General features: G+C 62.5%; 10 protein-coding genes. 4 read left to right on the forward strand and 6 right to left on the reverse strand.

Translation table 11 applies throughout. From position 1 onward, the window contains the following. Positions 1–16 precede the first annotated feature (16 nt). Positions 17–883: a helix-turn-helix domain-containing protein gene (locus B7Y43_RS16735; RefSeq protein ID WP_374132820.1), complete on the forward strand. Its 867-nt coding sequence runs from the start codon at positions 17–19 to the stop codon at positions 881–883. 53 nt (positions 884–936) lie between these two features. Here B7Y43_RS16735 and B7Y43_RS16740 read toward each other — a convergent pair whose 3' ends face one another. From B7Y43_RS16740 to B7Y43_RS16750, 3 genes are all read right to left on the reverse strand, one after another. Continuing rightward, positions 937–1,806, reverse strand: a complete 870-nt coding sequence (locus B7Y43_RS16740) for a hypothetical protein (RefSeq protein WP_374132821.1) — start codon at positions 1,804–1,806, stop codon at positions 937–939. 141 nt (positions 1,807–1,947) lie between these two features. Beyond that, on the reverse strand, positions 1,948–2,862 hold the full coding sequence (locus tag B7Y43_RS16745) for a helix-turn-helix domain-containing protein (RefSeq protein ID WP_374132822.1): 915 nt from the start codon (positions 2,860–2,862) through the stop codon (positions 1,948–1,950). A 195-nt stretch (positions 2,863–3,057) separates the two neighbouring features. After that, positions 3,058–3,417 (reverse strand): hypothetical protein, encoded by a 360-nt coding sequence (locus B7Y43_RS16750; protein WP_374132823.1) that lies wholly within the window; start codon positions 3,415–3,417, stop codon positions 3,058–3,060. 232 nt (positions 3,418–3,649) lie between these two features. Between B7Y43_RS16750 and B7Y43_RS16755 the strand changes: the two genes are divergently transcribed. Both B7Y43_RS16755 and B7Y43_RS16760 read left to right on the forward strand, forming a co-directional pair. Next, positions 3,650–4,867, forward strand: coding sequence for a hypothetical protein (locus tag B7Y43_RS16755; RefSeq protein ID WP_374132824.1), 1,218 nt, complete (start codon positions 3,650–3,652; stop codon positions 4,865–4,867). 19 nt (positions 4,868–4,886) lie between these two features. Beyond that, positions 4,887–7,097 carry a TonB-dependent receptor gene (locus tag B7Y43_RS16760; RefSeq protein WP_374132825.1) on the forward strand — a complete coding sequence of 737 codons (2,211 nt, stop codon included), beginning with the start codon at positions 4,887–4,889 and terminating at the stop codon, positions 7,095–7,097. Between the two features lie 22 nt (positions 7,098–7,119). Here the strand turns inward: B7Y43_RS16760 and B7Y43_RS16765 are convergent, their stop codons facing one another. Together B7Y43_RS16765 and B7Y43_RS16770 are read right to left on the reverse strand one after the other, a co-directional pair. Beyond that, positions 7,120–8,172, reverse strand: coding sequence for a glycosyltransferase family A protein (locus tag B7Y43_RS16765; protein ID WP_374132826.1), 1,053 nt, complete (start codon positions 8,170–8,172; stop codon positions 7,120–7,122). Then, a complete protein-coding gene (locus B7Y43_RS16770) occupies positions 8,169–10,658 on the reverse strand; it encodes a DegT/DnrJ/EryC1/StrS family aminotransferase (RefSeq protein ID WP_374132827.1) in 2,490 nt (829 codons plus the stop codon). Before B7Y43_RS16770 ends, B7Y43_RS16765 begins: the two co-directional genes overlap by 4 nt. A 179-nt stretch (positions 10,659–10,837) precedes the next feature. Here B7Y43_RS16770 and B7Y43_RS16775 point away from each other — a divergent pair, with 179 nt between their 5' ends. Continuing rightward, positions 10,838–11,755: a crotonase/enoyl-CoA hydratase family protein gene (locus B7Y43_RS16775; protein ID WP_374132828.1), complete on the forward strand. Its 918-nt coding sequence runs from the start codon at positions 10,838–10,840 to the stop codon at positions 11,753–11,755. A 150-nt stretch (positions 11,756–11,905) separates the two neighbouring features. On the opposite strand, the gene B7Y43_RS16780 is transcribed toward B7Y43_RS16775, so the two are convergent. Then, positions 11,906–13,009: a DUF2332 domain-containing protein gene (locus B7Y43_RS16780; protein WP_374132829.1), complete on the reverse strand. Its 1,104-nt coding sequence runs from the start codon at positions 13,007–13,009 to the stop codon at positions 11,906–11,908. Between the last annotated feature and the right edge of the window lie 4 nt (positions 13,010–13,013).

Here is a 13,013-nt window from a genome sequence, read left to right on the forward strand (position 1 = left end):
GGCGAGGTCTGCGCCAATGACGCGCTATTCGGGGGCGATGGCGTTTGATGAAGCGACGCATTTCCCAGAACCGGCGTATCTCGATCGCGCCTCGCTGCAATCCTGGTCAGACACCAATCCGGACATGCGCCAGCCAGCGCTTGATCATCATCTTATCATTCTGCACCAGGGCGGCCCAAAGCGGATCGAGCGCACCGGGGGTGGGGCACGCCGGACAGTCGATGCGCTTGATGGGGCCAGCACGACGGTTGAAAGCGGCAGCATCTATCGGTGGCAGACACAGGGGCCGATTGCCTTTGCCCATCTCTATATCGCCCCAGATCGCTTCGCTGACATGGTCGCCGAAAATTTTGATCGCGATCCGCGCAGCGTTGGCTTTGCCGAGGCGATTGGTCGGCCCGATCCCCATGTTGCCCGGCTGTTCGAACTGATGCTCGCTTCGCGTGGGCAGCCCGAATGGGAAACGGTTGCCGAATTTTATCTCGATGCGCTGTTGATTCGATTAGCCACCACATCGACCGATGGCGCTGCATTCCGGATGCCATCCAAGCTGACACTGACACGGCCAACGATCTCGCGGGTGCGTGACTATATGCGTGGCAATCTGGCCGAGCGGATTTCGCTCAGCGATCTCGCCCAGATCGCTGGCTATAGTCGATATCATTTTGTCCGGGCATTTCGCGAAAGCACGGGGCTGCCGCCTTATGCCTTTCTGCTCAACGAACGGCTGCGCGCCGCGAAGCATTTGTTGCAGCATAGCGACGCGCCAATCGCCGAAATTGCCCAAAAATCGGGCTTTGCCACCCATGCCCATTTTTCCGCGCGTTTCCGCGAAAGAATGGGGGTTACCCCGGCGGAGTATCGCCGCCGCGCACGGGGATGATGGGCGCGACGACGATTCGGTTAAGAGCTTGGTCGGTTAAAAACCCAGATCGGTCAAAAGCCCTGAACGAGCTGTAGGATATAACGCTCGTTGAACGACTCGTTCCTGTTGATGACGGGAAATTCCACCCCGGCCAACAGGAACAGGTTATTGCCAACATGGGTACGCATGCCCGGCGTGATGCTGACAAAGCTATTGCCGCGTCCCGTGGTCGGTTCACGCCAATTGGCGGCAACATACCAGGTCAGATCGCCAAAGGGGGCGGGGCTGTGTGGCGTCACGGTCTGGCCGATTGATGCATTGAGCACAAAATTGTCGGGCAGATTGCGGTCGGCGAATTCATAGGCCACCCGTCCACGGATCGAAAAGCCTCTGCCCACATCAGTCCAGAGGTTGATCTGTGGCTGTGCTGCAAAAACCTTGTTGCCCTGGACGACCGATCCGGTTGGCAGGCGCCAGCCGACGCCGGCGTTGATCGACAGGTTGCGCTTTTCAGCGAGCATCACCTGCGTGGTGAGCGTGATATCGCCAAAGTTGCCGCGCCGCTGCGATTCCTGATAAAAAGGTACTTCAATCCCGGCCCAGAGGCGGCGGCTGAAGGGATAATGGAAGCGACCGAGAACACCCCAGGAATCGGGTCCCGACGCCTGGGTATAGGCAGCGGCAAGATGCACTTCGCGCGTGAAAAAGCCGTCAGCGGTGGCAAGCCAGCCCTGGCGCGGCGCGCCGCTATCCCCATTGGGCACGGGGATCCATTTTTCGGTGAGTTCATCGCCAAAGCGGCTGCTGTCCAAGGGTACCCATTCGCCCGCCGCTGGTGCTGGTGCCTGGGCGGCATCCTGCGCATAGGCCGTGCCGCCCGCCGTTAATGCCAAAATCGCCGCAGCACTGGCGAACCGAACAGTCGAGATCATAGAACGCATGGCCAAACCCCTTACAAAGAGGCGTGTTGGATAGCGCCACGCTGCGGGGCCATCTTTCGAAGGGCGTATTGTTTATTCGCAAATTGCTTTGGCGTTAGCGGCGCAGAAAGGGGCGCCGCCCCAAAATGCGACAAATCGCGATTAGTCTGCAATCTGCTTGCGATAGCGGCCTGGCGGCATGCCCATTGCCTTGGTAAAGGCTGCCGTGAAATGCGATTGACTGGCAAAGCCACAGCTCAGCGCCAGCTCGGCAAGCGGCAATTCACTATTCAGCAACAGCGATCGGGCGCGGCCAAGCCGACGCGATCCGAGGAAATGGTACGGCGTCTCCCCGGTCGCCATCTTGAACACGCGCGAGAAATGGAATGCCGAGAGGCCAGCGACGGTGGCCATGTCTGCCAGGCTGATTTCTTCATCGAGTCGCGATTCGATAAAATCGATGACGCGCGCCAGCCGCACGGGCGAGAGATGGATTCGGCTCGCATCATCCACCAAAGGCAGCGATTCATGCCGGACCAAAATTGCACAGATCGCGCGCACCAGCCCATCGATCATCAGATCAGCGGCAAAACCGGGCGCGCGAATCTCCGTTTCGATCATGGCCATGATCTGGGCGAGTCGTTCCTGGCGCTCACTCGCGATGGGGCCGACCGGATTGGCGCCTAACTCGGCCGTCATGTGCCGCATCTCGCTGCTCGGCATGAACAGCCCCAGCGCGTGATGATTGGCCGGAAATTCAAGCACGACCGGGCATTGGCCGGGCACGAAGCTGACATGGCCGCGCTGCAGTGTCTTGTCGATTTTGGTGTCACCGATCCGCCCTCGCATGCGGCCCGATGATGTCAGGTTGAGCATCAACGCGTCATAGTCGGCGTGATGGCCCGAAGCTGTCGCGGTAAACGGGCCGACGACACCAGCGTGGCGAATCACTTCAATTCGGCTTTGCGGTTGCGAGAGCCGCTGCGCTTTCGGCTTGCCGGAAAAGCTAATCGAATCATAGGCTATTGCGCCAGTTTCGGCGCGGAAAGCCGCCGTCGCGGGCAAGTGGATACTCATGTCGACCCCCAAGGTCTGGCCCAGCCACTGCACGGCGTTACTGCCGTGCGCTACGGTCTGGGTCGCGACACTTTATATCATCTTGGCGCGCTGCATGGTCACGCAATCGGGGGGGCGCGCGCCAAAAAACCGCAATATTCAGATAGTTTTACCGCCAAACTGCCTGAAATTGCCGAATCGCAATCGCCGGAAACGTCAGTGCATTGGGATGGGGCGGCCAGCCAATCTGAGCGTGGCGACAGACCGAATATCGGCTTTAGCGAGACCGGCTGCGACCAGCGGCAATTGGCTGACTTGCAGCCGCATCGCTTCGACCGATTCAGTGCATAGCAGGACTAGTTCGTCACGTTCTCGAGCGACAAAAGCCATGACAAACAGGCCAGATTTTGCCCAATCGACCAGGGCGTCAAATTCGGCATCGGTGTAAAAAGCAACTTCGTCCGCGCACGCGCCTTCTGTCCCGCGCAGCGTTACCAACGTCATGGGCATCGGGGGGTCAGGCTGCCCGCGCTGCAGCATCAAACTCCAAGGGTGCAGCGCATTTAAGGGCATCATCGGACAGCTCCTGCATGGCCTTCTACGCCCAACTTGGAGCCGTGTGCTATCGTGATATTGCGGGTTCTGGCGCTCTAACGAAATAATATCGTGAAATTATTCATCTCACCGCAAGGTTTCGCAAAAGCAACGGCATCCTGAAAGCATTGAACGGCAGCCCGGGGCGATAAGGATGCAGCGGTCGACAGGATTTTCTGGAGGTGGCCGCACGCCAACAACCGGGAGTGGCCTCATGCCAAAAGCACGCTTTACCAAATTCACCCTGCTTGCAGGTGCGGCCGCCCTGGTCGCCATTGCTGCAGCTATGCCGGCCAGCGCTGACGTCGTCGTCCGCGGCAAGGAAGGTCGGCCGCTGTCGGAAATTCGTCGCGCACCCGCATCAATCTATCCTGATCAGCGCACGATCACGGCCCAGCCTTCGCCTTCGGAAGTGAAGCCTGAATTTCTGGGGCCGGTTGTGCTGATGAAATCAGCGAATATCGATCTGGAAAAGGGCACCGCAACCTTGCCGCTGCGCAAGGGCAAGCTGAAGAATGGCACGCCGGTGTGGTTCATCATCACCGACACGACCGATGAAAATCTGTCGAACCTGCACGGCGTCAACTATTCGCCGAAAATGGCCTATAGCCTGACCGGTGCTGCCACCCGCCATGCGACGATCGAAAAGGACGGCAGCTTCACGTTCAACGCCGGTTCGGTTGATTTCAAGCCGGTGCTGTCGATTGTTCCTGGCGCTGCAGCCAACCCGTTTCCGCCGAAGAGCTTTCAGCCGGGTTCGGTCGGCGATGCAGCCTATTCGCCAATGGTCTATATCGACAATTCGTCGAAGTCGGTGATCCTCAATGCGCCGGTCGTGTCGCAAGCGACCGAGGCCGAACTCAACACGATGTGCGACGGCAATGTCGATCATGCCAAGGTGCATGACAAGGTTGTGGCGATCTGCCCGCGCGATGAAACCGTGACGCTGAAGCTGACGCTTGGCTACACCTTCGACAAGCCGATCTTCTATTTGTCGACCGAAGCCAATAATCCGCTGGTCGCCAGCCTGGAAACCGCCACCTTTGCACCGGCACTGGCGGATCTGCCCTTCGCGCTGGAAGATGCGTCGCCGGGTGAAGCCGCCGAGCGTATCGTCGTCGTCGTCAACGGGCCGACCGGCAAGGACAATCCGCATCGCCAGGGCCTGGTCAGCGCACTGAGCGGTGAAGGTGGTCCCCTCAACGTGCTGGGCGGCATCCCAACGATCAACCTCGACTATTCGCCAATGTGGCGGATTTTCCCGCTGGTCTGGAAGGATGAGGCGATCCAGAAGGGCTATCGCTATCGCATCACCAGCGCGCTGCAGGCCGCTGAAATGGACGAACGCGGTTTCCTGCAAAGCCTTGATGGCGGCGCATTCCGCGCGGTTGGGTTCGTGGTGAACTGCCCCGTGGTTTACCGCATCAACTAAGCATTGAAGACACGGAACGATGGCCTTTCCCCTCCCCCCGAAGAAGGCCATCGTCGGGGCGGCGCTACTCATCATCCCCGCCGCCCCGACCGTGGCACAAACCGTGCCACTGTCGATACCCGCTGCCGGCGCCGCGCAACAAAGCGCGGCGCCGGTCAGTATGCCCGATCCCGAAACCATGTCGCCGGACCAGATGGCGACGATGGTCGATGGCATGACCGTCAGCGAAGCGCTCGACATGGTCGCCATGGCGGATATCCCGTCCGATATTGTCGTCACCGGCACCCGCCTGCGCTTTCGAACCAGTGAAATCGCCTCCAGCACCGTTCTGACCGGCGAGGCGCTGGCCGTTCAGGCGCGATCGACGATCGGCGAAACGCTGGCGCATCTGCCCGGTGCATCCTCCACCTCGTTCGGCCCCAGCGCGTCAAGGCCCGTATTGCGCGGGTTTCAGGGCGAACGCGCCCGGCTGCTGATCGACGGCATCGGCACGCTCGATGCCTCCAATACCAGCCCCGATCATGCGGTTGCGCTGAACCCGATCGTTGCCGATCGGATTGAACTGCTGCGCGGGCCAGTGACCCTGCTCTATGCTTCTGGATCGGCAGGCGGCGTGGTCAACGCGGTTAGCGGGCGGATCGCCCGGCGCGATCCACGCGACGGGATTGATGCCGTTCTCGCCGCCGGCTTTGGCAGTGCGGCCGCCGAACGCACGCTTGGCTTTAGGGTCGATGCCGAAGCCGCGTCGCATGTTGTGCTGCATCTCGACGGGCAATATCTTGATGCCGCATCTGTGCGCAGTGGCGGTTTCATTCTTGGCCCATCGGCGCGGGCGCAGGCGCGCGCCGTCGCTGACCCGGCCATCGCCTCGCTCGCCGATCTCCGGGGCACCTTGCCCAACACCCAGTTTGAAACCTGGGAGCTTGCAGGCGGTGCGTCGCTGATCCTGCCCAATGGCCATATCGGCTTTTCGTTCAGCAATTATGAGAGCATCTACGGCCTGCCGACGCGCTTTTCGCTCGATCCGGCCAATCCGGTGCCCGATAGCCTAATCGATCTCGATCAGCAGCGGGTCGATGTCCGTTTCGAAATTGATGGCACAGGGCTGCTGCAGACGCTGCGCGGTCGCTTTGGCTGGGCCGATTACAAGCATAATGAAGTGATCGTCGGTGGCCCCATTACCGCGACCTTCCTGAACTTGGGCTATGAAGCGCGGTTGGAAGCGGTGCTGGGCCAGGCAGGCAGCGACCTGAAATCAACGCTTGGTGGGCAATTCTATGCGCGGGATTTCCGCGTGACTGGGCCGGCGCCGTTATTGCCGCCATCGCAAACCGAACAGATCGCGTTTTTTACGCTGCATGAGCTGAACCTCAACCCGATCAAGCTGGAAGCGTCATTTCGCTATGAGCATGTCGGCATCAGCTCAGCAATCGACCCGATCCTTGCCAATCCGGCGATCGACCGGATTTTTGATCTGTTTTCACTATCCGGCGGGGGCAATTACGCGCTGTCGAGCGACTGGAAGATTGCGCTGAACGGCCATTATTCTGAGCGTGCGCCGGTGGTGGAAGAGCTTTTCACCCAGGGCGTCGATCCCGGTACCCAGGGGCAGTTGATCGGTAATCCGGCGCTGGGTGTCGAAGCCTCTTACGGGATAGAGGCTATCCTGCGCGGCAAAGGACGCGGCTGGTCCGGCAGCGCGACTTTTTACTACACCTATTTCTCCAATTACATCTTTGCGCGCGAAAGCGGTGTGATCGTCGATGGCTTGCCGGTTTTCCAGTTTCTGGAGGACGGCGCGCGCTATCTGGGTTTTGAAGTGCAGGGATCGGTTGATGTCGCGCGCGTCAACGACTGGTCGGTGAAGCTAGACGGCTTGATCGATTACACCCGCGCAACACTGTCAGACCGATCGCCAGTGCCGCGCATTCCGCCGCTGCGCGTCTTGTTCGGGGCAGAGGCGGGATCAGCGGCGCTGAACGGCCGGGCCGAAATCGAATATGTGTTCGATCAGCAGCGGATCTCACGCTTCGAGACGCCGACGGAGGGCTTTGCGATGGTCAATCTATCCATGGCCTGGCGACCATTGGGGCGCGATTCGGCGCTGCAGTTCCGGATCGCTGCTGCTAATCTGCTCGACGCAACCGGTCGCCGTCATGCCAGCCTGCTCAAGGATTTTGCCCCCCTTACCGGGCGCGATGTCCGCGTTGGCCTGCGTTATGCTTTTTAAGGGTTAGCGTCGATTTTGCGGTTCAGGCGTAACGGCGCCGGACGCTGCGCACGCCGCCGATCAGTCGCGACAGGAAAAGCTCTTCGACCCGCGCATAGCCCAGCCCGAGATGATCGGGCCTGACGGCAACGGTATCGGCCAGGTCGATCGATCCCGAGCGCAGCCCGGCACGCCCGATCCGCCCCCACAGCCGTGCGGTTTCCCAACGGATTAGCCGGACATCTTCGTCATCAACCGCAACGCGGCCGAGAAAATCAGTCTGCAAGCGCAGCAAGGTGTCGCCGAGCGCGGCGAGCTGATCGCGGTTGGGCACCGGTTCGCGGTGCATCACATGGCGGCTCAGCAGATCGGCGCGCATCCCGGCCTCTGCGCCAAACAGGCGCTCATGGCATGCGGTGAGGACGCGCTTTGCGCTATCATTCATTGTGGTGGTGAAGCGCTGCGATGCGCCGCCGCCATGGCTGCGATAGATGACCAGCTCATCATCAAGCCGGGCGATCCGTCCCATCGGCGCGAGCCGGTGATAGAGATCAAAATCCTCTGCATAGAGCAATTCCGGGCGGGTGAATGGCGTCAATTGCTGCGCAGCATCGCGCCGCAGCATAACCGATGACCAGACCAGCGGATTGCAGATTTGCAGCATCCATTCGACCAGTGCCGGTCGTGTCAGTGCTGGCAGGGTGGAGTGCCGGATCACGCCGTCGGCAAGCTCGCGCGTTGCGGTTGCGACCAGCACGGTATCGGGATTGGCATCGAGATAGGCGCGCTGCGCGCCCAACCGATCGGGGTGGCACAGATCATCCTGATCAAGCGCTGCGATGTAACGCCCGCGGGCCGCCGCCACGGCACAGTTGCGGGTGCGCACGGGGCCCTGGTTGATTGGCGATTCGATGATGCGAAACCGTGGATCGTCAATCGCGCGGAGGATGTCCCGCGTGGTATCGGTCGAACAATCATCAACGATGATGACTTCGAAATCGCTGAAATGCTGCGCCTTCAGGCTGTCGATCGTTTCGCCGATCAGCGCGGCGCCATTATAGGCCGCCATGATCACGCTGATCGCCGGTGCGGTCATGCCACTGCCCGCACCCGATCACCGATCAACTGATCGACAATCATCAGCCCAACATCATTCTGCCATTGCCACAGCCCATTGGCCTGGCCGCGAAAGCTCGCCTCGCCACCCAGCCGCCCCCAGGGCACGAAGCCGGCCGCGAGGCCAATCCCGTAAACACCGTTTAGCGGCGCGCCATCGGCCCCGGTGACGCGGCAATAGTGATCGACCATCGGCGCGCCTGTATCGGCCGCCAGCGCGATCGGCTCCCCCTGTGCGTCAATCAGCGGCAGCGCATGCGGGCGATAGCCCAGCGCAGCAATGACGATATCGGCGCTCTGCAGCATTGCGGCGGCAGCGGCGTCATCGTCGTCTGCTGCCAGCTGGTGCAATTGGACGCGCGGTTCGGGCGATCGACCATCGACCCCGAGCATCCGCAGCACCAGTTCGCGCGCTTCGAGCCGGAAGCCAGCGAGCCGATACACAAAGCCGCTGACCGGGCAAACATCGTCGGGGCCGAAATCGCGATAGCCTTCGGCCAATGCCGCGTCGGCGGAAGGGTAAAAGGGGCGCAATGGCCGCCGGTGGAGCAGGGAAATAGCGCCAAGGCCAAGCGGCAATGCAGGCTGGTGCTTCAGTAGCAGGGCGATCGTCGCCAATGCGCTGGTCGACCCGCCAATCACAACGATGCGCGGCGATTTCTTGCCCGCCAGCCGTTCGGCGACCACCGCCATCCCGCCAACCGACAAGACCGCGTCAGATTGGACCAGCCGATCCCCCAAGATGTCGGCAAGCGGGACGCCCGCGACGATTTGCGTTGCCAGCCGATCAACCGGTTGGTGCCCGCCCGTTGCAATCACGATCGCCCGGCTGCGCCGGTTGACCACGGCGCCATCGATCCGGCGGCGGAGCTGTACCGTCCAAAGGCCATCCTTGCCTTGGGTCGCCTTGATGGCGTCATGCCCGGTCAGGATCGTGCCGCCATGATCGGTGACGATCGTTGCCAGTTGGTCGCCGGCGGCCTGCAGCAAGGGCCCAACCTGCGTCAGCGGCACGCCGACCGTATCGGGATAGGCGCGGATCGCCTGGCCCGCCGGGTGGTCAGCAAGTGCTGCCAGCGCGGGATGGCAATTATCCTTCACGGCGGTGAGGAAGGTCGTTGCCGTGCTATCCGATGTGATCGCATAGCCGCCCAAACGCCCGCCCCCGATCGCCCCGTCACGTTCGACCATCACCAGCCCGGATTCCGCCAGTTCCGTCAGGCAATTGCGTTTGGTCGCGGCGGTGAGCAGCGCCGTGCCAGCCGGGCCGCCGCCAATCACCAGCACCGACGCGATCGGGGCTGGCTGCAACCGCGCGGCGACGGTACGGCTCCCTTCGCGGGCGCAGATATCAGTAAAGATGCCAGCGATATCGATGGCGTCGCCGGGGCGCATGGCATCAGTGATGGGCAGCGAGATGATCCGCGCGCTGATGGCATCGGCGACCGGCGTTGGGGTGATCACCGCTTGTGCCCTGAACAGCGGCTGTTCGGCCAGGTGCGGGCTGAAATAGCAGCCCGCGCCGACGCCCTTGGCGGCAAGCGCTGCAATGATGGCGTCGCGCCCGCCCGCCAGCGCCGCTGGCAACAGCACGGGCATGAATTGCGATGCCCGGCGTTGGCCCTGGACATGCTGCATCGTGAATTCGCGCAGCGCGGTGCGATAATGCGCCTCAATCGCGGCACGATTAGCGCAGACCTGCCCGATCTCGGCCAGCTTCATCCGGGCCATCAGCGCCAATATTTCGGGCAGCTTGGCGTTGATGCCGGGCAAGGTCGCGCTGCGGCTGCCCTCAAAACCGAAATTGACCATTGAGCGCAGCCGGGCGATCAGCGCCGCATTACCGCTATGGATCAGCCCACCCTCAGCCACCGAAAAGGTTTTGGTGGCATGCATCGAATGGACGATGGCGAAATCGGCAGTCGCGCCAAAACCCTTGCCGCTGCGATCAATCGTCCCCAGCGACGCCGCTGCATCGACGACGATGCCAACGCCGTGGCGCGCGCGCAGCCGGGCATAATGATCCAGATCAATCGCATTGCCGAACGTCGCATAGGGCACCACCACCGCAATTCGGTCCCCATAGCGATCCAGCAATGCCTGTTCGGCCTCAGCACAAGCACTCCAGTGATGCGGATCAATGTCGCAGATTAAGGGGGTCAGCCCGGCCCAGATGGCCGCCTGGGCGGTGGCGGCGAAGGTAAAGCTGGGCATCAGCGCCAGCGCGCCCGGGGCATGGCGGGGGCCTGCAGCATCGCGGATCGCGATCATCAGCCCGAGCGTGGCATTGGCGACCGCCAGGCTGTCGCCATGGCCGCCAAAAAGGGCGCTGGTTACCTCTGACTCAAAGCCCCGAACCTCAGGGCCATTATTGCTGAAAATGCCGGATTGCTCGACGCGACGCAGCGCATCGCCATGCTCGCTCAGCCGCGGCGGTTGCGGCGCGATCAGGGGAAATTTGCTCATGGTTCGTCGGGCCCACCCTAGGATTTCGCGACAACGCTACCCCGTTGCCTCCTAAAAACCCGTTACGCGGTTGCTCGGCGTGCAATTCATGGCAAGGATTGCGCGACCGCACCCGATCATGGCCGGGCAGACTGGACGGGCAGACTGGGCTGGCAGACTAGACGGGCGGGGAGGAGAGCATGATGCGCGAGTTCGAGACAATCACTCTGGTCGTGGACGGGGGAATCGCCACCATCATGCTCAACCGGCCCGATCGGATGAATGCCTTTACCGGACAGATGATGGTTGATCTGGTTGCAGCCTTCGACGCTACTGATGCCGATGATGCGGTGCGCGCGGTCATCGTGACGGGGGCGGGCAGGGCGTTCTGCGCCGGGGCCGATCTGGCGAGCGGCGGCGCGACCTTTGATTATGCTCAGCGCGGCGGAAAAGATGGGTCGGCGGGGGGTGGCTCACCTGTGCGCGCCGACGGCTCGGTCGATTTTGCGCATGAAGGCGTTCGCGACAGTGGCGGTCGGCTGACGTTGCGCATCTTCCAGTCGCTCAAACCAGTGATCGGCGCGATCAACGGCGCGGCGGTCGGCATCGGCGCGACGATGCAGCTGCCGATGGATTTCCGCCTGGCGAGCGACACGGCGCGCTTCGGCTTTGTCTTTGCGCGGCGCGGGATCGTGCCGGAGGCCGCCTCCAGCTGGTTTCTGCCGCGCCTTGTCGGCATCGGCCAGGCGCTGGAATGGTGCTATTCGGGCCGGGTGTTCGGCGCCGAGGAGGCGCTGACGGGCGGGCTGGTCCGCAGCGTGCACGCGCCCGACGATCTCCTCCCCGCCGCTCGTGCGCTGGCGCTGGAACTGACCGCCGATAGCGCGCCCGTTTCGGTGGCGATGACCCGACGGATGATGTGGACCATGCTCGGCGCTGGTCATCCAATGGAGGCGCACCGTATCGACAGCCGGGGCGTGTGGGTGCGCGGCGGCAGCGCGGATGCGAAGGAGGGGGTGACGTCCTTTCTGGAAAAGCGCGATGCGGTGTTCGAGGATAAGGTCACTGAGCAATGGCCGCTCGCCGCCGATTGGTTCGACTTACCCGGCTATCGGTGAATTGGTTCACGCGGAGACGCGGAGACGCAGAGATGGTTCTCGCCGCGCAGCGGCTCTCCCTCCCCAACCCTATTGAAACATCATCGTTCGAGGCGACCGTAAGCGCCAAACGTAACCCCTCCGCGTCTCCGCGTCTCCGCGCGAACCCGACTACCGCTGATCCACAGCGCCGCCGCCGCGCATCACATAGTCGCGCGTCTCATAAGGTGCCTCCAGCCCCTCCACCCAAGCGCCATGGGCGTGTGTCAACGCAACCAGCTCCATCGGCGTGGAGCAGGGCCATCCCTGTACGCGCACCTCATGGCGGTGGAGATCGCGGTTGGGCTCCATCATCACCCAGCCGAGCCGCCGTTCGCCGGTCGCCCGCGCGCCCGCTGCCGCCATTGCCGCGCGAATTCGGTCGCGACCTTCGACCGACAGATATTGCCACACCACCGAATGCATCAGCACCCGCGTCGTGTCCGGGGCCTGTGGTTCCAATAACCGCGCTTCGACCCAGTCCGCCGCATCGCCCTGATCGAGCGACACGCCGTGCTGCCTGACCATCGCGATTGCCGTATCGATCCGCGTCTGTCGTTCGAGTGCATCCACCCAGACATAGGCCGCCAGCCGCTCCGCCGCTGCGTCATTGGCCAGATTGACCGGCGCGATATCCACGCCGCGTACGCCGACGATCTCCACCGGCGCATCGGGCGGTGGTGGCCCGCGCCATGCCGGCTTGATCAGCAACGCAGCCGGATCGGGCCCAACTTTTACACCGCCCAGATCATAGCTATAATGATTGATCATCAGATTGAGCCCGGCGCTCGACCCGATTTCGAGCAGCTCGATTTTCGGCCCGAATCGACGCGCAAGGTGCAGCAGCCCAGTCATCAGTCCCGCCGACCGGCCCGCTTCATTGGTCTGCGGCGGCCCGTCCAGCCACGGCAGCAGCGCCGCGTCATGCGTGATCAGCGCCTCTTCCAGCAGGACGTCGACGCCGGTCGGGTCGATCAGCTCGCCGCGGAACACGCGCGACACGCCCCAGTCCGCGCCCGAACGGTGCAGCGCATGAAACCCGCCAACCAGCCGGAGCACAATGGCGTCCGCCACCGGCTCGCCGGGCCAATCGAGCACAGCCCGGCCCGTCGCGGTTTCGCGATCGATCACCCGGCCCAGCGACAGGCAGACCCGTGTCGTGATGGGCGCGTCCATCGCGGCACAATAGTCGGCCTGCACCGTGAACGACTGGCGATTGGTTTTTTCATCGGCCATCACA

This window comes from Sphingomonas sp. 28-62-20, from assembly GCF_002281505.1.